Annotated in this window: 18 protein-coding genes and 1 tRNA gene; 11 read left to right on the forward strand and 8 right to left on the reverse strand. The window is 64.7% G+C overall.

Going from position 1 to position 21467, the window contains the following annotated elements; translation table 11 throughout:
* Positions 1-34: 34 nt before the first annotated feature.
* The gene (gluQRS, locus tag BN3266_RS05020) at positions 35-1000 is read left to right on the forward strand and encodes a tRNA glutamyl-Q(34) synthetase GluQRS (protein WP_059004278.1); all 966 of its coding nucleotides are present in this window, start codon (positions 35-37) and stop codon (positions 998-1000) included.
* 80 nt (positions 1001-1080) lie between these two features.
* Here gluQRS and BN3266_RS05025 read toward each other — a convergent pair whose 3' ends face one another.
* Positions 1081-2214: a hypothetical protein gene (locus BN3266_RS05025; protein WP_059004281.1), complete on the reverse strand. Its 1134-nt coding sequence runs from the start codon at positions 2212-2214 to the stop codon at positions 1081-1083.
* 338 nt (positions 2215-2552) lie between these two features.
* Between BN3266_RS05025 and BN3266_RS05030 the strand changes: the two genes are divergently transcribed.
* Both BN3266_RS05030 and BN3266_RS13770 read left to right on the forward strand, forming a co-directional pair.
* Positions 2553-3392, forward strand: a complete 840-nt coding sequence (locus BN3266_RS05030) for a LicD family protein (protein ID WP_082671666.1) — start codon at positions 2553-2555, stop codon at positions 3390-3392.
* A 154-nt stretch (positions 3393-3546) separates the two neighbouring features.
* Positions 3547-7026 (forward strand): SEL1-like repeat protein, encoded by a 3480-nt coding sequence (locus tag BN3266_RS13770; RefSeq protein WP_059004285.1) that lies wholly within the window; start codon positions 3547-3549, stop codon positions 7024-7026.
* A gap of 766 nt (positions 7027-7792) precedes the next feature.
* Here BN3266_RS13770 and BN3266_RS05040 read toward each other — a convergent pair.
* The 6 genes from BN3266_RS05040 to murD all read right to left on the reverse strand — a co-directional run bounded on the left by BN3266_RS05040 (position 7793) and on the right by murD (position 13391).
* Positions 7793-7879, reverse strand: a tRNA-Leu gene (locus BN3266_RS05040).
* Between the two features lie 119 nt (positions 7880-7998).
* Positions 7999-9264 (reverse strand): methionine gamma-lyase family protein, encoded by a 1266-nt coding sequence (locus BN3266_RS05045; protein WP_242861718.1) that lies wholly within the window; start codon positions 9262-9264, stop codon positions 7999-8001.
* Positions 9261-9725, reverse strand: coding sequence for a GNAT family N-acetyltransferase (locus BN3266_RS05050; protein ID WP_059004289.1), 465 nt, complete (start codon positions 9723-9725; stop codon positions 9261-9263). Before BN3266_RS05050 ends, BN3266_RS05045 begins: the two co-directional genes overlap by 4 nt.
* A gap of 216 nt (positions 9726-9941) precedes the next feature.
* Positions 9942-10952 (reverse strand): M42 family metallopeptidase, encoded by a 1011-nt coding sequence (locus tag BN3266_RS05055; protein ID WP_059004291.1) that lies wholly within the window; start codon positions 10950-10952, stop codon positions 9942-9944.
* Positions 10946-11980: a M42 family metallopeptidase gene (locus BN3266_RS05060; RefSeq protein WP_059004293.1), complete on the reverse strand. Its 1035-nt coding sequence runs from the start codon at positions 11978-11980 to the stop codon at positions 10946-10948. The genes BN3266_RS05055 and BN3266_RS05060 overlap by 7 nt, the downstream gene beginning before the upstream one ends.
* Positions 11981-12002: 22 nt before the next feature.
* Positions 12003-13391 (reverse strand): UDP-N-acetylmuramoyl-L-alanine--D-glutamate ligase, encoded by a 1389-nt coding sequence (gene murD, locus BN3266_RS05065; RefSeq protein ID WP_021658432.1) that lies wholly within the window; start codon positions 13389-13391, stop codon positions 12003-12005.
* Between the two features lie 343 nt (positions 13392-13734).
* Here murD and asnA point away from each other — a divergent pair, with 343 nt between their 5' ends.
* The 8 genes from asnA (at position 13735) to BN3266_RS05105 (ending at position 21053) form a co-directional block, all read left to right on the forward strand.
* Positions 13735-14748 (forward strand): aspartate--ammonia ligase, encoded by a 1014-nt coding sequence (gene asnA / locus BN3266_RS05070; RefSeq protein WP_044991981.1) that lies wholly within the window; start codon positions 13735-13737, stop codon positions 14746-14748.
* Positions 14745-16349, forward strand: a complete 1605-nt coding sequence (locus tag BN3266_RS05075) for a peptide ABC transporter substrate-binding protein (RefSeq protein WP_021658429.1) — start codon at positions 14745-14747, stop codon at positions 16347-16349. Before asnA ends, BN3266_RS05075 begins: the two co-directional genes overlap by 4 nt.
* Positions 16350-16562: 213 nt before the next feature.
* On the forward strand, positions 16563-17198 hold the full coding sequence (locus BN3266_RS05080) for a flavin reductase (RefSeq protein WP_059004295.1): 636 nt from the start codon (positions 16563-16565) through the stop codon (positions 17196-17198).
* Positions 17199-17358: 160 nt separating this feature from the next.
* The gene (locus BN3266_RS05085; RefSeq protein ID WP_021658427.1) at positions 17359-17733 is read left to right on the forward strand and encodes a GntR family transcriptional regulator; all 375 of its coding nucleotides are present in this window, start codon (positions 17359-17361) and stop codon (positions 17731-17733) included.
* Between the two features lie 23 nt (positions 17734-17756).
* Complete coding sequence (locus BN3266_RS05090; protein WP_059004297.1) at positions 17757-18626, forward strand: ABC transporter ATP-binding protein; 870 nt, start codon at positions 17757-17759, stop codon at positions 18624-18626.
* Positions 18626-19387 carry a hypothetical protein gene (locus tag BN3266_RS05095; RefSeq protein WP_059004299.1) on the forward strand — a complete coding sequence of 254 codons (762 nt, stop codon included), beginning with the start codon at positions 18626-18628 and terminating at the stop codon, positions 19385-19387. Before BN3266_RS05090 ends, BN3266_RS05095 begins: the two co-directional genes overlap by 1 nt.
* 30 nt (positions 19388-19417) lie before the next feature.
* A complete protein-coding gene (locus tag BN3266_RS05100) occupies positions 19418-19888 on the forward strand; it encodes a hypothetical protein (protein ID WP_059004300.1) in 471 nt (156 codons plus the stop codon).
* Between the two features lie 403 nt (positions 19889-20291).
* A complete protein-coding gene (locus tag BN3266_RS05105; RefSeq protein ID WP_059004302.1) occupies positions 20292-21053 on the forward strand; it encodes a helix-turn-helix domain-containing protein in 762 nt (253 codons plus the stop codon).
* Between the two features lie 65 nt (positions 21054-21118).
* On the opposite strand, the gene BN3266_RS13775 is transcribed toward BN3266_RS05105, so the two are convergent.
* The gene (locus BN3266_RS13775; protein ID WP_154668986.1) at positions 21119-21307 is read right to left on the reverse strand and encodes a hypothetical protein; all 189 of its coding nucleotides are present in this window, start codon (positions 21305-21307) and stop codon (positions 21119-21121) included.
* Positions 21308-21467 lie beyond the last annotated feature (160 nt).

Below are 21467 nucleotides of genomic sequence, written 5' to 3' on the forward strand. Positions count from 1 at the left end.
CCCAGAGACGCGCAGCGCAAAAGGGGGATGACAGATGGAGAAAGGGGCGGTCAAGGGGCGGTTTGCCCCCACCCCCAGCGGGCGGATGCACCTGGGCAACCTGCTGTGCGCCCTGCTGGCCTGGCTGTCGGCCAGGGCCGAGGGGGGCCGGGTGGTGCTGCGCATCGAGGACCTGGACGCCATGCGCAGCCCCCGGTCATACGCCGACTTGCTGGAGGACGACCTGCGCTGGCTGGGCCTTTTCTGGGATGAGGGCGGCTCCTCCGGCGGGCCGGATGGGCCCTATTACCAGAGCGAGCGCACCGCCCTGTACCAAGCCGCCCTGGCCAGGTTGGAGGAGCAGGGGCTTGTCTACCCCTGCTTTTGCAGCCGCGCCCAGCTCCACGCGGCCCAGGCGCCCCACCTCTCGGACGGGCGGGTGCTCTACCCCGGCACCTGCCGGGACCTGACCGCCCAGGAGGTCATCCAGCGGCGGCGGCAGCGCCCCCCTGCCCTGCGGCTGCGGGTGCCGGACGAGACGGTCTCCTTTGTCGACCGGCACCTGGGCCCCTACTCAGAAAACCTGCAGCGGGAGTGCGGCGACTTTTTGATCCGCCGCTCCGACGGGGTGTTTGCCTACCAGCTGGCGGTGGTGGTGGACGACGCGGCCATGGGGGTGACCCAGGTGGTGCGGGGGGCGGACCTGCTCTCCTCCACCCCGCGGCAGCTCTACCTCCACCGTCTGTTGGGGCTGCCCGCCCCCACCTTTGCCCACATCCCCCTCCTCACCGCGCCGGACGGGCGGCGCCTCTCCAAGCGGGACGGGGACCTGGACCTGGGGTCCATCCGCCACCGGCTGCCGGGCCCCGAACCGCTGCTGGGGCTGCTGGGCTGGCTCTGCGGGCTGCTGGAACGACCGGAACCGGTGCGCGTGCAGAACCTTGTCCCACTCTTTTCCTGGGACAAGATCCCCCAAGGGGACCTGCCGCTGCCCGCGGCGCTGTGGGAGCTGCTGGGGTGAAACGAGGCAGACGAGTAAAAAGAGAGAGGCCAAATGGCCTCTCTCTTTTTGTCTGCAACCGATTTTATGAATCGGCCCGCCTAGTCGCCAAAGTCAAAGTGGATGCCAAAGGCCTTGCAGACCTCCTCAAAAGCGGGACGGGTGGTGGTCTCTGCGTCGTAGCTGTTGATTTCCACCTCGATGCTCAAAAAGGTGTCTGTCCCCACCCGGTCCACCTTGTGGATGACAAAACCCGGGTACTTCTCCCCATCGAACCCGACATAGTTGAAGTTGACCTGCTGCAGGGCCCAGCCGTCGCCGGTGAGCAGCTCCTCGGCGGCGACATCGCTGTAAAAGTCAAGCGAACCCTTGACCGCCAGGGTCCCCTTCACATCTGCATCCACCCGCTCTTTGGGGGTGTCGGCCCCCGCGCCGCTGCTGGTGAAGAGGTAGGTGGTGAGCTCGATGCCGGCGGCCGAGGTGGAGGCGTAGTCGCCGTTGAGGTAGATGTCCTCGTCCTTGAGGCAGTAGACGCCCAGGGACTTGCCGTCGGCCTGCAGGGTGATTTGCGAGAGATAGGTAAACCCGTCCGCCGGTTTGGGGGCGCTGCTTTCCGAGCCGGAGGACTGGCTGCCGCTCCCGGAAGAGGAGTTTCCACCGGGGGCGGTCTGGCCCCCAAAGCTCCACTCGTAGTCGGACAGGGGGCCGTATTTGCGGATGCTGTTGACCAGGTCCTCGTCCCCCACCGCCCGGTCGGGGGCGCCCATCCAGACGTCGATGATGAGGCCGCCCGCCTCATCCCTGTGGAAGATGATGGTGCGCTCGACACCGCCGTTCAGGCGGTACTTGTAGGTGCTGGTGGAGGCGCCGTTCACACTGCCGCTGCGGTGGCTCTCCCGGCTGACGGTATAGCCGTCGTCCCTCTCGTCCGCCTTGGTCTCATCGACATAATCCTCCTCGTCGACGGAGAGGCGGTCGGTGTAGTAAACGACAACCAGGTTGCCCTCCTCGTAGGTGTCCTCCTCGTCCAGCCCCTTTTCGTAAAACAGCAGTTCGTAGTAGTCCCCACTTTTGCCGGCGTCCAGGTATTCCCAGTAGCTCTCGTCGTACTGGGCCTTGATACAGCCGTTGTCAAAGTTGTACTGGTACTCCTTGTCCCTGCCGCAGCCGGTCAGCAAGGTGCCCAGCAACAGACAGAGGGCCAGCAGTGCGCCGACCCAGCGATTTTTCTTCACGGTGCTCCCCCTCTTTTTGGCGAGATCGCCTTTTTGAAAACACCTTTATTATACCGCAAAGGGGAGGAAAGAGGAAGGGCGCTGCCTCTTTTCTGTCTCACACGCACCGCGGAGGCAATGAATCAGCCGAAAAATCGCTCCCTATTCGACAAATTTAGTCGTCCATCTTGTTCTGTCTGTAAATCCTTGTTATACTGAAACAAATCGATTTGTTCCCTGAATGAAAACCTAAACCTTTTCTTTCGGGGGAAATATGGGAGATCAGGCCGCAAAAATCGCCGGCGCCGGTCCATTTTATAGCAGAATGGATTGGTTTACCTAAACCATCGGGGGATTGTATGGAAACATTTCGTGAGCTGCAGCTAACTCAGCTGCAAGTACTAAAAGAGATGGACCGCATCTGTAAAAAAAACGACATCACCTACTACCTGGCCTGGGGGTCGCTGTTGGGGGCTGTGCGCCACCAGGGATTTATCCCCTGGGACGACGACGTGGACGTCTGCATGAGCATCGAGGACATGCTCCGCTTTGAAGAAGCTTGCCGGCGGGATTTGGGAGAGGAGTTTTACTACCTCAGCCGCAGCCAAAACAAGTACAACTATATCTTCTGGCACCGCATCGGTTTAAAGGGGACCACCTGCAATATACGCGAGCGCCTAGACCTCCCTTCGGACAACGGCATCTGCATCGACATCTTCCCTCTATTTGCGCTGCCCGATGACAAGTCCCAGTGGCCCGCCTATCACCGCCTGATGAAGCGCTACCAGTTGCTCTGTGAGAAATACCTCCACGTGCACACCCTCAAAAGGGAGCCCAGTTTGGTGGGGAAATGCAAAAAGATGGTTCATGCACTCGTGCCGGATCGGCTGAATCTCCGCTGGTCCCAGAAGGCCCTTTCCAAGCTGATAAACCTTCAGGGAAAAACAAGGACATATCTTGCTGACTACAGTACAGGGTCGCTGCCCGCTGTCTTTTCTAGCGAAATTTTTGAAACGACGGTGGAACTGCCCTTTGAAGGGGTGTCCTTTCCCGCCCCTGTTGGGTATGACGAGTACCTCAAGACCACCTATGGGGACTACATGACCCCTCCCCCCCTTGCCGAGCGGGCCAACCACTGTGAGCGAAACGATATTTTGATCGACTTTCACAAGCCCTATCGGGAATTCTGGGCCAAATAACAAAATCAAACAGGGTTTGCTCCAAATGGGCAGGCCCTACTTTTTTGTTTACCCCCCCTTTATCGCGGCAATTGCATTGACTTTACCAGCCCCGGCTGGTACCATTCTTTAATAGAAGATTGTCGAATGCACAAGAAGAGGAGGATGGGTAGAGATGGAGGCAACACAGAACGGGGACAACCTGTTTGAAGACCAGAACATCGTCTTGGTGGACACCCAGAACCTGTTGCGGGCGGCCAAGGAGCTGAAACAGTCCAAAGAGGACTTTCAGTCCCTGCTCGAGCAGGCGGAGCTGGGCGACACCTCGGTCCAATACGACCTGGGCGAGCACTACGCCAGCGGCGACGGGGTGGAGGCCGACTTTGAAAAGGCGGTCTACTGGTTCAGCCAGGCCGCCGAGGTGGGGGACCTGCGGGCCATCGAGGCCCTGGCCCGCTGCTATTTCGAGGGCCGCGGCGTGGAGAAGGACGAGAAAAAGGGGCTGGAACTCCTCACCCAGGCCGCCGAGCAGGACAGCTGTTCGGCCCAGTGCGAGTTGGGGCTCTGCTATGAAAACGCCGACGGCACCGAGCGCGACCCCAGGGCCGCGGCCGAGTGGTACCGCCAGGCCGCCGACCAGGACTATGCCCCCGCCCAGTGCAACCTGGCCGTCTGCTACTTCAACGGCATCGGGGTGGAGAAGGACGACGCCCTGGGGATGGAGTGGCTGGAAAAGTCGGTCTCCCAAAACCACCCCCGGGCCCAGACCATTCTGGGCAGCTTTTTTGAAAACGGCGCCCATGTGGAGAAGGACGAGGAACAGGCCGTGCGCCTCTACCAGTTGGCCGCCGACCAGGACTATGCTCCCGCCCAGTGCAACCTGGCTGTCTGCTACTTCAACGGCATCGGGGTGGAGAAGGACGACGCCCTGGGGATGGAGTGGCTGGAGCGGGCCGTGGCCCAGGAAAACCCCCGCGCCCAGAGCATCCTGGGCGGCTTTTACGAGGCCGGCGGACAGGTGGAGAAGGACGAGGAGCAGGCCGTGCGCCTCTACCAGATGGCGGCGGAGCAGGAGTATGCCCCCGCCGTCTGCGACCTGGGGCTCTGCTATGAGTTCGGCACCGGGGTGGAGATGGACAAGGTCCACGCCGCCCAGCTCTACCGGCGGGCCGCCGACCAGGACTACGCCCCCGCCCAGTGCAACCTGGCCGTCTGCTACCTCAACGAGATCGGGGTGGAAAAGGACGAGGCCGCCGCGGTGCAGTGGCTGCAAAAGGCCGCCGACCAGGGCTTTCCCCGGGCGCTGAACATCCTGGGGGACTGCCACTTCCACGGCATCGGGATGGAGGAGGACCAGGTCCAGGCGGCGGAGTGCTACCGTCAGGCCGCCCAGCAGGGGCACCCCCCCGCCAACTACAACCTGGGGCTCTGCCTGGAGCTGGGCCTGGGGATGGAGAAGGACGCCGAAGCCGCGGTGGCCGAGTACCTAAAGTCGGCCGAGCAGGGGTACGCCCCCGGCCAGTGCAACCTGGCTTTCTGCTACCTGGTGGGGGTGGGCTGCGAGGCAGACCCCCAGGCCGCCATCCCCTGGCTGGAAAAGGCCGCCGAGCAGGAACACCCCCGCGCCCTGGGGCTGCTGGGGAGCTGCTACCGGGATGGAAACGGCGTCGAGCAGGACTTGGCGCGGGCCGCCGGCTACTTTGAAAAGGCCAGCGCGCTGGACTATCCCCCCTCCCTCTGCGACCTGGGGCTCTGCTACGAGATGGGCGAAGGGGTGGAGCAGGACCAGCCCCGGGCCGTCGAACTCTACACCAAGGCGGGGGAACTGGGGCACGCCCCGTCCCAGTGCAACCTGGGCTACTGCTATCTGCGGGGCATCGGCTGCGAGGCGGACGCCGCCAAGGCCGTCCCCTGGCTGCAGAAGGCCGCCGAGCAGGACTATCCCCGCGCCCTCGACCTGTTGGGGGACTGCTATCTCTACGGCGACGGGGTGGAAAAGGACCCCGCGCAGGGGGTGGCCTGCTACCGCAAGGCCGCCGATCTGGGCTACCTGACCGCCCTGTGCGACCTGGGGCTCTGCTATGAAAACGGCGACGGGGTGGAGATGGACAAGGCCCAGGCGGTCTCCTACTACCTGCAGGCCGCCGAGCGGGGCTATGTACCCGCCCAGTGCAACCTGGGCTACTGCTATCTGGAGGGCATTGGCTGCGAGGTGGACGAGCAAAAGGCCGTCGAGTGGTTGGAGAAGGCGGCCCAGGACGGCTATCCCCGGGCCATCGCCCTGCTGGCCGGCTGCTACCGCGACGGCAGAGGGGTGGCACAGGACGCCGCCGAGGCGGCAAGCCGCTACGCCCAGGCCGCGGAGATGAACTACGCCCCCGCCCTCTGCGATCTGGGGCTGTGCTACGAGATGGGCGACGGGGTGGAAAAGGACGAGGCCAAGGCGGTGGAGTACTACACCCGCTCGGGCGAACTCGGCAACGCCGCCGCCCAGTGCAACCTGGGCTACTGCTACCTGCGGGGCATCGGCTGCGAGACGGACGCCGCCAAGGCCATCCCCTGGCTGGAGCAGGCGGCAGAGCAGGGCCACCCCCGTGCCCTCGACCTGTTGGGGGACTGCTACCTCTACGGCGACGGGGTGGAAAAGGACGAACAGAGGGGCGCCGACTACTACCGCCAGGCGGCAGAGCGAAACTACTCGGTGGCCCTGTGCGACCTGGGCCTTTGCTATGAAAACGGCACCGGGGTGGAGATGGACAAGACCCGGGCCCTGCAGCTCTACCTGCAGAGCGGGGAGCTGGGCAACCTGGCCGCCCAGACCAACGCGGGTTTTTGCTACCTGCGGGGCCTCGGCTGCGAGGCGAACGCCGCCGAGGCCGTCCTCTGGCTGGAGCGGGCAGCCGGCCGCGGCTATCCCCGCGCCCTCGACCTGCTGGGGGACTGCTACCTCAACGGGGACGGCGTCGCCGTGGACAAGGGCAAGGCGGTGGAACTCTACCGCCAGGCAGCCGACCAGGGGTACGCCACCGCTGTCTGCGACCTGGGACTCTGCTATGAAAACGGGCGGGGCGTGCAGATGGACAAGGCCAAAGCGGCGGAGTACTACCGCCAAGCCGCCGACCTGGGGAGCGTGGCCGCCCAGTGCAACCTGGGGTACTGCTACCTGCGGGGCATCGGGGTGGCCAGGGACCCGGCCCAGGCCATTCCCTGGCTGCAAAAGGCCGCCGACAACGGCAGTTCTCGCGCCATCGACCTGCTGGGGGACTGCTACCGCGACGGGCTGGGGGTCGAGCGCGACCCCGCACAGGCGGTGGCCTGCTACACCCGCTCGATGGAGATGGGCTTCTCCCCCGCAGTGACCGACCTGGCCCGCTGTTACACCCAGGGCGTCGGGGTGCCGGTGGACCGGCAGAAGGCCGCCGAACTCTACACCCGGGCGGCGGAGGACGGCGACGAGGAGGCCATGCTCTGGCTGGGGCTGTGGTACCGGGATGAGGCGTCTCAGCCGGACAGCCAGCAGTGGGCCCAGTACTGGCTGCAAAAGGCCGCCGACAACGGCAGCAGCCAGGCGGCTGAAGAGCTGAAAAAGGGAGCCGGCGGCGGCTCCCTGGCCAAAAAATTGGGCGGGCTCTTCCGGCGCAAAGGGAAAAACTAGGCAAAGTAACCAAACAAAAGAGGGGGAGCCCACGGGATGGGCTCCCCCTCTTTTGTTTTCCTGCCGTCCCGTCGTCTTTAGCAGGTGGACGGTCTCTCCACTTTTTAAACGCCAGGGCGGGAGAAAGCCCCCTCTCCCTGCGCAAAATCCCACCCCGGCGGAATGTGCGCCCCTCTCCCCGCGCTCGCAGGCGCTGGGACCGGGGGCCTTCCACCCGCAAGAGGGCGAGGGCGAAGTCAAGACAGATACAGAGTGCAGACGGAAACAAAGGCCCGTTCTGTCAGCTGCAGCCCGTTTTAAAGAACGGAAGCCCTATTTGTATAGAGGAAAAGGCCATGGCACTCTCCCCTATCCGGCTGGACGACTCCCTCCACTTTGGTTGCCGGGGGCAGCCGAACAGGTGACTTCCAACCAGGGATCCAATGCCTGGGCCCAAAACGCAGTCGGCGGGTGATGAGAGTACAGGGTAAGGCTGGTCTCCCCCCCACCTTCAATAAAATGCGACATCCCTCTTCAACCTATTTCAAGAGGGGCAGATGACATGGCAATCGCCCGACTGATGGGACAAAGCAGCAACGTGTCCCCCAAAAACACTGCGCCCATTTATGGAGGGAAGACCTGAGGGCGGCAATCGAAAACCCCGTTCAAAAGTCGTCAAAAGTCGTCGAGTTCAAGCGTGAACCAATGAAACAGAAAACGCCTGTCATACACAAAAAGGAAAAGCCCCGGAAACCGCTTAACAATGCGATTTCTGAGGCTTCTCTTTTGGTGCGGATGAAGGGACTTGAACCCATACAGTATTGCTACCACTAGAACCTGAATCTAGCGCGTCTGCCAATTCCGCCACATCCGCGAGTACGTTTGTTATTATAGCGCGCTCGCCCGGCTTTGGCAAGGGGTTTTTGTAATTTTTTTAGGAAATTTGTGCGTTTTCAGATTCTGCCCAAAGCCCTTTCCACATCGGCCACAACCTTAGGCGGTTTGCCCATTGACTTTCAGCACCTCTTCCGCTGCCTTGAGTATGCCGATCTTCCCGGTGGCGTAGTTGAGCCCGCCCTGGAACCAGACGGCAAAGGGCTCGCGGATGGGGGCGTCGGCCGACAGCTCGATGGAGGAGCCCATGGTGAAGGCCCCCGCCGCCATGATCACCTCATCCTCGTACCCGGGCATGGGGCAGGGCTCGGGGGTGACAAAGGAGTCCACCGGCGCCCCGGCCTGAATGCCCCGGCAGAAGGCGCAGAGCCGCTCTTTGTCCTGCAGGCAGATGGCCGAGATGATGTCGGCCCGGGTGTCGTCCACCGCCGGGTAGACCTGGTAGCCCAGCTCCTCGAAGAGGGCGTTTGCAAAGCAGGAGACCTTCATGGCCTCGCCGGTGACGGTGGGGGCGTGAAACAGCCCCATGTAGAGGGCGCGGTTCTGCCCCAGGGAGCAGCCCAGCTCCCGCCCTGTCCCCGGGGAGGTGAGCCGGTAGGCGCAGAGCTCCACCAGGTCGTGGCGGCCGGCGATATAGCCGCCCGACTGGGCGATCCCCCCGCCGGCGTTTTTGATGAGGGAGCCCATCATGATGTCGGCCCCCACCTGCACCGGCTCGACCTTCTGGGAGAACTCGCCGTAGCAGTTGTCCACCATGACGATGCAGTCGGGGTTGGCCTCTTTGGCGGCGCGGCAGACCTCCGCGATCTCCTCCACCGTGAAGGAGGGACGCAGGCTGTACCCGCGGGAGCGCTGTATGTAGCAGAGCTTGACCCCCCTGCAGGCCGCGGCGATGGCGGGCAGGTCGAAGCGGCCGTCCTCCCGCAGTTCCAGCTGGCGGTACTCCACCCCAAAGTCCTTCAGGGAGCCGTTGTCCTCCCCCCGCAGGCCGATGACCTCTTCCAAGGTGTCGTAGGGCTTGCCGGAGACCGAGAGCATCACGTCGCCGGGGCGCAGCACCCCGAAGAGGGCGACGGTGATGGCGTGGGTGCCCGAGGCAAAGCCGGCGCGAAAGAGGGCGTCTTCCGCCCCCACGGCGGTGGCAAAGACCTGGTCCAGGGCGTCCCGGCCCCGGTCGTCGTAACCGTAGCCGGTGGTGTCGGTCAGGTGGGAGCCGCCGATGCGCTGCTCCTGAAAGGCGTGGAGGATCTTCTGCTGGTTGTAGGCCTGTATCTCCTCGATGCGGTCAAAGGCCCCCCGGCACCGCTTTTCGGCGGCCTCTGCAAGGACCTCGACCCGCTCGGAAAAATGGAAAAATGCTGTCACTGTATGATTCCCTCCCATGTACTTTGACAGGGCGTGAAGCCCTGGGATTGATAAAACGACACCCGCTCCGGCGCACAGCAGAGGAGCAGCCGGTAGCCGGGCAGGGCGGCCCGCAGATCGGCCAGCGCCCGGGCAGCCAAGCCCCGGCCCCGGTACTGCGGCTGGGTGTAGACCTGCTCGATCACCCCTTGGCGGGAGACGGGGTCCAGGGCGTAGACCCCGGCGGTGGCCCGCAGCGCCCCGTCCGCCCGCACCCCCGCCAGCAGGGCGGCCCCGTGGCGCAGCCGGTGGGACAGTTCGCCGTAGAAGGCGGGGCCGCCAAAGGCCGCGTCCCACCGGGCCAGCAGGGCCGATACCTCGGCCAGGGGCGGGCCCTCGGCGGCGGGTCGCCCCTCCGCGCGAGCACCCGCCGCTCCTCCCCCCCGACAGGCAGGTCGACCAGGTAGCGGCGCACCCCGCAAAAGCGGAGGAACTCCTCCGCCTGGGGCCACTGCCCGGCATCCGCCAGACAGACCGTCGCCTGTTCCCCCAGGGTGCAGAGGGCCCCTCCGCCCGAAAAACGATAAAATCGCGCCCCCAGGGCCGGTTCCCACACCCGGTAGAGGGCGGCCAGCTTGACGGCGGTCAACGAGCCCTCCCGCCCCTTCAGGGGGAGGGCGCCGCCGGGGGCCAGGGGGTCAATCGACGGCATCGATGAGCCCCTTGGCCAGTTCGTAGACGGCGTGGATGTCGGCGGCGCTGGCCACGCAGCTGGCGGTGTGCAGGTTGCGGCAGGGGACCGAGAGGGCCAGGGTCTTGACCCCGCCCCGGCTGCGGTGGATCTGCCCGGCGTCGTTGCCGCCGAACACCCCCTGCTTTTGCTGGATCGGGATCGCGCGCTCCTCTGCGATCCGGCGGGCCAGCTGCAGGAGTTCCCGATCGTAGATGGTCCCCCGGTCCATGGGGCCGACCACCGCGCCCCCGCCCAGGGTGCAGACCCGCTGCCCCTCGGGCAGGCCCAGGTTGTCGGCCGCGGTGGTGGCTTCCAGCACCAGGGCCACGTCGGGGGCCACGGTGTAGGCCGCCGCCTGGGCGCCCCGGCAGCCCACCTCCTCCTGGGTGGTAAAGACAAAGGTGCAGTCGTTTTGCAGGGGCTGTTTGAGCAGCGCCAGCAGGATGGCGACCCCCGCCCGGTCGTCAATGGCCTTGGCGGCGATCCGCCCCTCGCCCAGGGGGGTAAAGGGGGTGTCGAAATAGGCGATGTCCCCCAGCTGCACCCGCTGGGCCGCCTCCTCGCGGCTGGCGGCGCCGATGTCGATGCGCAGCTGGCGCAGGGGGATCTCCCCCTCCCGCTCCTCCGCCTTTTGCAGGTGGATGGGCACCGCGCCGATGACCCCGGCGAGGTCGTTCACCCGCACCGCCTTGCCGGGGAGCACCTTTTCGTCGATCCCGCCGACACAGTCAAAGCGGAGATAGCCCTCCCCGTCGACGTCGGTGACGATCAGCGCCACCTCGTCCATGTGGGCGCAGACCATCCGCTTTTGCGCGGGGGTGCGGGCCCCCTTCTTCTCGACGATCACGCTGCCCAGGGCGTCCACCTGGTAGGAAAGCCCCATCTCGCTCAAGCGGTCGGTGACGAAATAGCGCACCTGCTCTTCGCTGCCGGACGCGCCGTCCAGGGCGCAGAGCTGTTTGAGGGTGTTCAGCACGACCACTCGCCCCCTTTCACATAGGCCGCCAGCAGGGCGGCGGTGTTCTCAATGTCCGCCAGGTCGCAGACCTCGGCCGGGGTGTGCATGTACCGCTGGGGGATGGAGAGGGTGACACAGCGCACCCCGCCCCCGGCAACCGACACCCCGTCGGCATTGGTGCCGGTGCGCCCGGCCATGATCTCCCGCTGGAAGGGGATGCCCTCCCCCTCCGCCGCGCGGCAGAGGGCCCGGTACATCCCCCTGTCCAGGGTGGGGGCATAGCCGATCATCGGCCCCGCTCCCAGCTCGCCGCAGTCGGCGGCGTCACAGCCGGGAGAGAGGGCGAAGGAGACATCCACCGCCACGCAGTGGGTGGGGGCGGCGAGGAAGGCCGCCGTGGCCGCCCCCTGGCCGCCCACCTCCTCCCGGGTGGAGAGGAGGGCGGTGACCCCGCAGCCGGCAAAGCCCGCCTCCTTGATGGCCTTGGCCGCCAGGCAGACGGCAGCGCAGCCGGCCCGGTCGTCCAGCGCCTTGCCGGTGACCCGGCCGCCCAGCAGCCGCCGCAGGGGGGCCCGGTAGCAGACCCGGTCGCCGGGGGCGACCAGCCGCTCCAGCTCCTCCTTCCCAAAGCCGGTGTCCAGGTAGAGCTTGTCCACAGGAGGGGTCTTTTTGAACCCCTCCATCGCGGAGAGATGGGGCGCCAGGCAGCTGACCACCGCCGGCACCTCCTCCCGCCCCAGGATGCTCAGCCGCGCCGAGAGGAGGAGCCGGTGGTCGATCCCCCCCACCGGGGCGATCTTGACAAAGCCGTCCTCGTCGATGTGGGTGACGATGAAGCCCACCTCGTCGAGATGGGCGTCCAGCAGCAGGTGGGGCCTGCCCTCCTGCGGGGGCACGACGGTGCAGCATACGCTGCCCAGGGGGCTGCGCTCCACCGGGCCGCAGCAGTCGGCCAGCCAGTTTGCCGCCCAGTCGGCCGCCCGCACCTCGTCCCCGGCGGGACCGTCGGCGTCGCAGAGGGCCTTCAGCAGTTCAAACGTGTCCATCTTCTCTCTCCCTTCCGGCGCCCTAGAGGGCGTTGACAATGTCCTTGTAGTGGTTGCCCCGCACCTCGAAATTCTTGTAGAGGTCAAAGCTGGCCGAGGCCGGGCTGAGGCTGACGATGTCCCCCGGCTGGGCGGCTGCCCGCGCCTTGGCCACCGCCTCCGCCATGTCGGCGGCGTGCAGGATCTGCAGTTTTTGGGGGTCGTATGCGGGGCAGCCGGTGACCGCCGCCTCGATTTTTTCGGCGGTGGCGCCCATCAGCACCAGCACCTTGACCCGCTCGGCCACCACCGGCCCCAGGGGCTCATAGGGGATCTTCTTGTCGTACCCCCCGGCGATCATGATGATCCGCCGGTCAAAGGAGCGCAGCCCGGCGATGGAGCGGGTGGGGCTGCTGGCGATGGAGTCGTTGTAGTAGCGCACCCCGTCCAGTTCCCGCACAAATTCGATGCGGTGCTCCACCCCGCCGAAGGCCGCGGCCACCTTCCGCATCGCCTCGGGGGAGACAAGGCCCCAGGCGGCGGCGATGGCCCCCAGGTAATTTTCCACGTTGTGCTCCCCGGGGATGCGGATCTCCGACTTGTGGAAGAGGGGGTGCACCCCCGCCCCGTCGGCCATGCAGAGCACGCCCTCTTCGCTTAAAAAGGCCCCCCGCGCCACCGGGGCAAAGCGGTCAAACCAGTAGAGGTCCCCCCGCACCCCCTCGGCGAAGGAGCGGGTGATGTCGTTGTGAAAATTGAGCACCGTCTTGGAGAAGGCCCCCTGGTGGAGGTAGAGGTTGCGCTTGGCGTCCACATACTCGGCCATGTCCTTGTGCATATCCAGGTGGTTGGGGGCCACATTGGTAATGAGGGCGATGTCCGGGCTCTGACGCATGGAGATCAGCTGGAAGCTGGAGAGCTCCACCACCGCGAAGTCCTCGGGGGCGATCTCCTCGACGATGGGCAGCAGGGCCCGGCCGATGTTCCCCCCCAGGTGGACAGTCTTCCCCTCGGCCTTCAAAAACTCCGAGAGGATGGTGGTGCTGGTGGTCTTGCCGTCGCTGCCGGTGACCCCGATGATCGTGCAGGGGCAGAGGGCGAAGAACACCTCCATCTCAGAGGTGACCGCCACCCCGCGGGCCCGGGCCTCGGTGAGCTCGGGGGTGTAAAACTTCATGCCGGGGGTGCGAAAGAGAACGTCCTCGCGGATGTCTTTCAAGTAGTCTTCCCCCAGGATCAGGGAGACCCCCATGGCCTCGAGCCGGTCGGCGGTCTCCCCCATCTTTTCTCGGTCGGCGCGGTCGCGCACCAGCACCCGGATCCCCTTCTCGCGAAACAGGCGGATGCAGTCAAAATGACTGACCCCGGCCCCCACGAAGGAGACGGTCTTCCCCTTCATCTCTTCAAAAAAAAGCGCTGCTTTGCTCTTCATCGGCAAATCCCCCCTGCATTGATTCTGGCCCGTCCGGGCGCACGGCAATCGCCGGTGCGGACGATCCGCCCCGGCTCCCGGCCCGTTTGCACGCGATTTTCGGCAGCCGGCGGGGCCAGACCCGCGGCGCGCTGCCCACAGATATTTTTATTATACGTTTTCCCCCTGCCAAAGGCAACCAAATCCCCCGAAAAAGGGCAAAAGAGCGCCGGTTGCGGTTGAAATCGGCGGGTGGGGATGGTATGATATTTTTATCCATAAATGTCACAAATATCAAGGGCCGTTCCTGTGCAACTTGTTTGCCGGGCAGCCGACCCCTGTCCCTATAAAAAGGAGAATGCCCATGTCTGTACAAGCCCTCATCTTTCCCGAGGGGTACTGCGCCCCCCTCTCGGTGATGGAGACCCAGGTGGCCATCAAGCTGATCAAAGACACCTTTGAGCGGGAGCTGGCGCAAAACCTCAACCTGACCCGGGTCTCGGCCCCCCTCTTCGTCACCCAGGACAGCGGCCTCAACGACAACCTGAACGGGGTGGAGCGCCCCGTCTCCTTTGACATCCGCGACGCCGGGTCGGACGTGGAGATCGTCCACTCCCTGGCCAAGTGGAAGCGGGTGGCCCTCAAAAAATACGGATTTGGGCCGGACGCCGGCCTCTACACCGACATGAACGCCATCCGCCGGGACGAGGTGCTGGACAACCTGCACTCGGTCTACGTCGACCAGTGGGACTGGGAGAAGGTCATCACCCGCCAGACCCGCAACGAGTACACCCTCCGGGAGACAGTCAACCAGATCGTGGACGCCCTCTACACCACCCAGCAAAAACTCTGCGAGGCCTTTCCCCAGGTGGAGCCGGTGATCGCCAGCGAAATCGCCTTTGTCACCACCCAGGAGCTGGAAGACCGCTGGCCCGATCGCACCCCCAAGGAGCGGGAGGACCTGATCTGCCGGGAGAAGAAGCTGGTCTTTTTGCAGCAGATCGGCGGCAAGCTGCGGGGGGGCGAGCCCCACGACGGCCGCGCCCCCGACTACGACGACTGGTCCCTCAACGGGGACATCCTGGTCTGGTACCCGCTGTTGGAGCGGGCGCTGGAGATCTCCTCCATGGGCATTCGGGTGGACAGGGAGGCCCTCCTCTACCAGCTGGCCGAGCGAAAGGCCACCGACCGGGTGAAGTTCCCCTTCCACCGGATGCTCATCGACGAGACCCTGCCCCTGACCATCGGCGGGGGGATCGGCCAGTCCCGCATCTGCATGCTGCTTCTGCAAAAGGCCCACATCGGCGAGGTGCAGGCCAGCGTCTGGCCGGAGGAGGACGTGGCCGCCTGCGCGCGCCACGGCATCCACCTGCTGTGAGGGCGCTCAAAAAGGGGCTGCAACGGTGGACGGCCGCCCTGCTGTCCGCCGCCCTCTGCCTGTCGCTGACAGCCTGCGGCAACCGGGGCGGGGGGAAAAAGATCGTCTACGATCTGGAGCAAAACCCCGAAAACCTCGACCCCCAACTGGCCAGTGACAGCGCCTCCCTCACGGTGGTGGGGAACATCTTCGAGGGGCTGCTGGTCAAGACCTCCAGCGGGGAGATCGTGCCCGGGGTGGCCGAATCCTACACCACCGAAAACAGCGAAAAGCGCTACCGGTTCACCCTGCGCGCCGACGCCACCTGGTCCGACGGCACCCCGGTAACCGCCTACGACTTCGCCTTTGCCTTCCAGCGCCTGTTCGACAAGGCCACCCGCTCGCCCTACGCGGGGGATTTCTTCTCCATCTCCGGCAGCCGCGCCTACTACGAGGGCACCGGTTCGCTGGAAGGGCTGGGGGTCAAGGCGGTGGACGAGCGCACCCTGGTCATCGACCTCTGGCACAGCGACCCCTTCTTCACCGACCTGCTCACCACCCCGGCGGCCTTCCCCTGCAACCAGGCCTTCTTCGAGGGGACCAAGGGCGGCTACGGCCTCAGCAGCAAAGACCTGCTCTCCAACGGGCCCTTCCTGCTGGACACCTGGATCGACAACGAGGACGCCAACTACCTCTTCTTAAAGGCCAACAGCACCTACAAGTCCGACTCGCCGGTGGTGGCGGGGAGCGTGCTGCTCTCGGTGGAGGGGGGCTACGGCGAGCGCAAGGCCCGCTTTGAGAGCGGCAAGAGCGACTGCTTCCTGTACCGGGAACACCCGGGGGGCAAGCTGGCCGAGCGGGCCCTCACCTACGACAACACCACCTGGTGTCTGGTGCTCAACACCCAGCGGGGGATGCTGCAAAACCAGTCCGTTCGCCGCGGGCTGATGCTGGCCACCGACACCAGCGCCATCAAAGACCTGCTGCCCGACTACCTGAAGGTGGCCGGCGGCCTGGTGCCCCCCAGCGTCACCATGATGGGCCAGTCCTTTCGGGAGTACGCCGGGGCCACCGTCATCGAGGCCCCCAACGCGGCGACGGCCAAGCAGCTCTTCTCCCAGGGGCTGGCGGCCCTGGGCAAAGACCGTCCCGAGTCCCTCACCGTCCTCTGCCCCGAGGGGAGCGAGGGCTATCTCAGCGAGCTGATGCAGCTCTGGCAGCGGGATTTGAACTTCTTCCCCGTCCAGGCTGCCGCCCAGCCCCTGTCGGAGGTGGAGGCCCTGGTGGATGCCGGCAACTTCGACATCGCTCTGATGCCGGTGACCTCCACCCAGAACAGCGTCGAGGCCTACCTGGGCGACTTTGCCACCGGCAGCGAGTGGAACCTGCCCCGCCTCTCCGACCCGACGGTGGACAATCTGCTGGAGCAGATCAACAACGCCACCTCCACCGCCGAGAAGGAGGCCCTCTGCAAGCAGCTGGAGGAGGTCGTCCTCCACACCGGCTGCATCATCCCCCTCTACTACCAGGCGCAGTTCTTTGTGCAGGGGGAAAAGGCCGAACACATCGAGTACAACCCCTTCTTCGGCTACGTCAAATTCAAAGAGGCCCGCAAGGGCTGATTTTCCAAGACCGCCCGCACCTGCTGGGCGGTTTTTTTGCGCCGATCGGTCCGCCCCCCTCATAAATTGCCCCCCGGCGGCCTATCCTGGAAGGGGGGATGTCTGTCTCTCCCCTCTTTTTTGCAAAACCCCTTGCATTTCTTGGATAAACATAGTATAGTTAATACCAGAAACAGGAATGATTCCTATTATTGTCATAATGGAGGCGCAGGTATGGACTTAAAAGCATTTTACAAACTCACCTATGGGCTCTACATCCTCTCCAGCGAGTTTGAGGGAAAGGCGGCCGGCTGCGTCGTCAACACCCTCACCCAGGTGACGGCCGAGCCCGTCAAGGTGGCGGTGGCGGTGAGTAAGGACAACTTCACCACCCAGATCATCGCCAAGTCGGGGCGGTTTGCCGCCACCTCGCTGTTGCAGGAGGCCAGCATGGACCTCATCGGGCGCTTTGGCTTTCGCTCCAGCGCCGACGAGGACAAGTTTGCCGCCACCCCCCACGCCCGGGACAGGGCGGGCATCCCCTACGTGACCGAGAGCGCCGCCGCCTTTGTCAGCTGCAAGGTCATCGACCAGCTGGACCTGGGCACCCACATCCTCTTTATCGGCGAGGCGGAGGAGGCCGAGACCCTGAGCCAGGACGAGGTGCTCACCTACACCTATTACCAGACCGTCAAAAAGGGCGGCACCCCCAAAAACGCCCCCTCCTACAAGGGAGAGGCGGCCGCCCAGCCCGCCGTCACGGGCTGGCGCTGCACTGTCTGCGGCTACATCCTCGAGTCGGAGACCCTGCCCCCCGACTTTGTCTGCCCCATCTGCCACCAGGGGGCCGACAAGTTCGTCAAGCTGTGACCCCTTCCGCCCCCTCTCCCCTGCCCTTCCGGGCGGGGGATTTTTTTGTCTGCCACCCCCCGACCAAAATTTCAGGAAGAAAACAGTTGACAAAGGGAGCGCAAAGTTATATAGTTAGTTACACAAGTAATTAACTAAATAACAAGAGGGAGGGATCGCCGTGCACCTGGACTTTGGCAGCGATCTGCCCATCTATCAGCAGATCACCCGCTCCATCGAGGACGACATCGTCCTGGGGGTGTTGCCGGAAGAGGGACAGATCCCCTCCACCACCGAGATCTCGGTGGGCTACAAGGTCAATCCCGCCACCGTGGCCAAGGGGTATAACCTCCTTGTGGAACAGGGAATTTTATACAAGAGAAGAGGCGTGGGAATGTTTGTCAAAGAGGGGGCCAGGGAGATCCTCCTGGCCAAGAGGAGAGAGGACTTTTACGGCACCTATGTGAGCGCCCTGCTCAAAGAGGCCGAAAAGCTGCAAATCAGCGTGGACGACGTCATCGCCCTGTTGCAGCGCGCCAAAGCCGACCGCGGCTGAAAGAGAGAGGAGAGAGTCTGATTATGGCAACCATTGCAATTCACGGCCTCTGCAAGAGCTACGGCAAGACCGAAGTGCTCAGAGACATCGACCTGACCTTTGAAGAGGGACGCATCTACGGCCTGTTGGGGCGCAACGGGGTGGGCAAATCCACCCTGCTCAACCTGATCACCCGGCGCATCTTCCCCGACCGGGGGGAGATCGCGGTGGACGGGGTCCCCGTGGGCGGACCCGGGGACCCCCTGCGCAAAATCTACTGCATGAGCGAGGCCGCCCTCTACCCCGAGAACATGCGGGTGGCCGAGCTCTACCGCTGGACGGCCGACTTCTACCCCCACTTCGACCGGGCCCGGGCCGACCGGCTCACCGCCGCCTTCGGTCTCGACCCCAAAAAGCGGATCAAGTCCCTCTCCACCGGCTACGCCTCCATCGTCAAGCTGATCGTCACCCTCTCCTCCGGCGCCGAGGTGCTCATCTTCGACGAGCCGGTGCTGGGACTGGACGCGGGACACCGCAGCCTGTTTTACAAAGAGGTGCTCTCCCTCTATGGGGAGAAAGGCTGCACGGTGGTCCTCTCGACCCACATCATCGAGGAGATCTCCGACCTGCTGGAGTCAGTGATCATTCTGGAGGACTGCCGGGTGCTGGCAAGTGAGAGCGTGGACGGGCTGCTGGAGCGCTACCACTGCGTCTCCGGCGCCGAGGGCGAGGTGATGGGCTACCTCTCCGGGCGAGAAGTCGTCCACACCGAGCGGATGGGCCCCTACCTCTCGGCCACGGTGGCCGGCCCGGCCGACCGCCAGCAGGCCGACCGGCTGAACCTGACCCTGATGCGACCCAAACTGCAAGATCTCTTCATCCACCTGACCCAGGGCAAAGGAGGTACACTGTAATGAAACACACCCTCACCGTCATGCGGTACAATCTGTCCGACTCCCTGCGGCCCACGGCCATCTTCTTCTCCATCTACACCGCCTTCGTCCTCCTCAACGCCCTGCTCTCCTACCTGATCCCCGGGGGGAACACCGTCGGCAGCGACCTGGCCATCCTCATCTTCCTCTTTGTCTGCGGGGTGGTGGGCTTTCGCTACAACTTTTTCTTCGCCATGGCCAACAACATCTCCCGCCGGGACTTCTTCCTGGGCACCGCCCTCAGCGGGCTGCTGCCGTCCATCGGTTCGGCGGCGGTGATGATCGTCATCAACCGCCTCATCAGCCTCTTCTACCCCATGCCCACCCTGTACACCCTCTGCTTTGAGCGGGAGCGGCTGGTCTTTGGCCCGGACGGCATCGCCATCGTCGCCCAGAGCGCGGGCAAAGAGGCCCTCACCCTGCTGATGAGCTTCCTCTTCCTGGCGGTGCTGGGCTTCTCCATCTACCTGGTCGGCTTTTTCATCAGCGCCCTCTTCTACCGGATGAACAAACTCCTGCGGATGACCCTCTGGATCATCCCCTGGCTGCTGGTGGTCCTCCTCTCCCTTCTGTGGCCGACCCTGCCCCAGTCCTTTACCGGCAGTGTGATCCGCTTCTTTGCGGCCATTCTGGGGATCACCTCTCACAGCGCCTGGCCCGCCATGGGCACCGCCATGGTGCTGGCGCTGCTCCTCACCTTCTGCGGCTGGCTGCTGACCCGGCGGGCCGTCCTCAAGAAATAGCCGCCTGGGCGGCAGAAAGGGGGAATTGGTATGGGACACCTGGGCTTTTCCTACATCGGCCTGCTCTGGCTGGCAATGCTCTTCGTCCCCAACCTGTACTGGGTCAAGCGCCAGCCCACCGGCTACATCGCCGCCGGGGAGAACCGGCTGCTGGTGGCCCTGGAGCGGATAGGGGAAGCCGGCGTCACCTGCTGCGCCCTGGTCTTTTCCGACTTCAACCTGCGCCCCCTCTCCCCCCGCAGCCTCTGGCTGGCCCTCTCCCTCGCCCTGATGATGGCCTACGAGTTCTGGTGGGTGCGCTACTTTCGCAGTGGGCGCACCCTGCGGGACTTCTACCGCCCGCTGCTGGGCGTCCCGGTGGCCGGGGCGACCCTGCCGGTACTGGCCTTCCTCGCCCTGGGCATCTACGGCCGGGTGGTCTGGATGGTGTTGGCCGCCCTGGTCTTGGGGGTGGGGCACATCGGCATCCACCTGCAACACCGCCGGGAGATCGAGGGGTGAATCCCTCTCCCCCCCTTCTTCAAAAAGCCGCCCCCAAAAGGGGCGGCTTTTTTCTGTCTTTCCTTTGGGCGCCCCTTGCCGCTAAAGCGCTGCCGGCAAGGGCACCTCGCTTGGCAGCCAGCTGCCGCCCTCCCCACAGATGCCTTTCCGCCAATGGGCAGCCCGCCCTTCCCCCTATCAAAAAAGGGGGACCCTCCCCTTCCCCCCTTGATTCCCCGCGCAGATGGGGTATACTGAAATGGCGGGACCTTCTCCTAAAAAACCGCGCCGCCATGCGGTTGCAACCAGCGGTTGTCAAAATTGCCTCCCCCGGTTGGTGGAAGGAGAGGGGGCTTTTCCCCTATGGTGGAGACAGCCGCGGCGACAGCACCCGGCAAACCAATGAACAAGGTGGATGAAATCGATGGACATATCTGAAAAGCTGTACGCCCTGCGCAGGGGCCGCCAACTCTCGCAGGAGGAGCTGGCCGAGATCCTGGGGGTCTCCCGCCAGGCGGTGCAGAAGTGGGAGTCCGGCGCTTCCACTCCCGACGTGGGCAATCTGGTCGCCCTGAGCGACTACTTTGGCGTCAGTCTGGACGAACTGGTCAAGGGGGAAAAACAGCCCCAGCCGTCGCCCCCTCCGGCCGACGATGTGGGCCCCTTCCCCCGCCGCTTCCAGTGGGAGTACAAGAGCAAGCGGACCCTCTTCGGGTTGCCCCTGGTGCACATCCACCTGGGGTGGGGGCTCTGCCGGGCCAAGGGGATACTGGCCATCGGCAATCTGGCCACCGGCCTCTTCTCCCTGGGGGCACTTTCGGCAGGGCTCTTCTCCCTCGGCGGGCTCTCCCTGGGGCTGTTGGCCCTCGGTGGGCTGGCTCTGGGTGGGCTGGCCCTGGGCGGCGTCGCGATAGGGCTGCTGGCCATCGGCGGGCTGGCGGTGGGGGTGGTCTCCCTGGGCGGACTCTCCATCGGCGTCTACGCGGTGGGGGGCGCGGCCCTGGCTGACCGGGTGGCCATCGGCGGGTTTGCCTCCGGCCACATCGCCCTCGGTGAACGGGCGCGGGGAAGCTTGGCGTACTCCCGCGCGACCTGTACCCCTGATTTGCTGCGCCGGATGATTTTAGACGAGTACCCCCACACCTGGAAGGCCCTCGTCGACTTTCTCACCCTCTTTTTGGAATAGCGTCTATCGAGAAAAGACAGCGCCCCGGCGGAAAACGATCCGCCGGGGCGCTGCCCCTTCTGGCGCTATTTCGCCCGCGCCCCGAAAAACTGCCAGACCATCGCCGCCGCCCCGGCAATGGCCAGGGTGCCGCCGGCCCCCTCCCAAAAGCCCTTGGCAAAACTCCCGGGCGACGCCAGAAGCGACCCGCCGATCAGGCAGCAGAGTCCGGCCGCCACAGCGGCCAGGGCCATCGCCCTTTCTCCTTTTTTCACGCTGTTTTCCACCTCCTCTCTGTGCAGACTCGCCCGCTGGGGGGGAATTTTATCCGGTTGGTGACCTTCTGCTAAATAGGGGGATGAGGGGGACGGGCCATACCACCTGTATCTGTCGTCCCTCAATGGCCAGATGTCAATTTATCAGGGAACCCTTTTC

Source organism: Bittarella massiliensis (ex Durand et al. 2017), from assembly GCF_001486165.1.
GTDB lineage: Bacteria > Bacillota > Clostridia > Oscillospirales > Ruminococcaceae > Bittarella > Bittarella massiliensis.

Bases quoted from the DNA above. Each gene is read 5' to 3' on its own strand.
- gluQRS (WP_059004278.1), top strand. From the start codon at position 35: ATGGAGAAAGGGGCGGTCAAGGGGCGGTTTGCCCCCACCCCCAGCGGG.
- BN3266_RS05030 (WP_082671666.1), top strand. From the start codon at position 2,553: ATGGAAACATTTCGTGAGCTGCAGCTAACTCAGCTGCAAGTACTAAAA.
- BN3266_RS13770 (WP_059004285.1), top strand. From the start codon at position 3,547: ATGGAGGCAACACAGAACGGGGACAACCTGTTTGAAGACCAGAACATC.
- BN3266_RS05060 (WP_059004293.1), bottom strand. From the start codon at position 11,980: ATGGACACGTTTGAACTGCTGAAGGCCCTCTGCGACGCCGACGGTCCC.
- murD (WP_021658432.1), bottom strand. From the start codon at position 13,391: ATGAAGAGCAAAGCAGCGCTTTTTTTTGAAGAGATGAAGGGGAAGACC.
- asnA (WP_044991981.1), top strand. From the start codon at position 13,735: ATGTCTGTACAAGCCCTCATCTTTCCCGAGGGGTACTGCGCCCCCCTC.
- BN3266_RS05080 (WP_059004295.1), top strand. From the start codon at position 16,563: ATGGACTTAAAAGCATTTTACAAACTCACCTATGGGCTCTACATCCTC.
- BN3266_RS05090 (WP_059004297.1), top strand. From the start codon at position 17,757: ATGGCAACCATTGCAATTCACGGCCTCTGCAAGAGCTACGGCAAGACC.
- BN3266_RS05095 (WP_059004299.1), top strand. From the start codon at position 18,626: ATGAAACACACCCTCACCGTCATGCGGTACAATCTGTCCGACTCCCTG.
- BN3266_RS05100 (WP_059004300.1), top strand. From the start codon at position 19,418: ATGGGACACCTGGGCTTTTCCTACATCGGCCTGCTCTGGCTGGCAATG.
- BN3266_RS05105 (WP_059004302.1), top strand. From the start codon at position 20,292: ATGGACATATCTGAAAAGCTGTACGCCCTGCGCAGGGGCCGCCAACTC.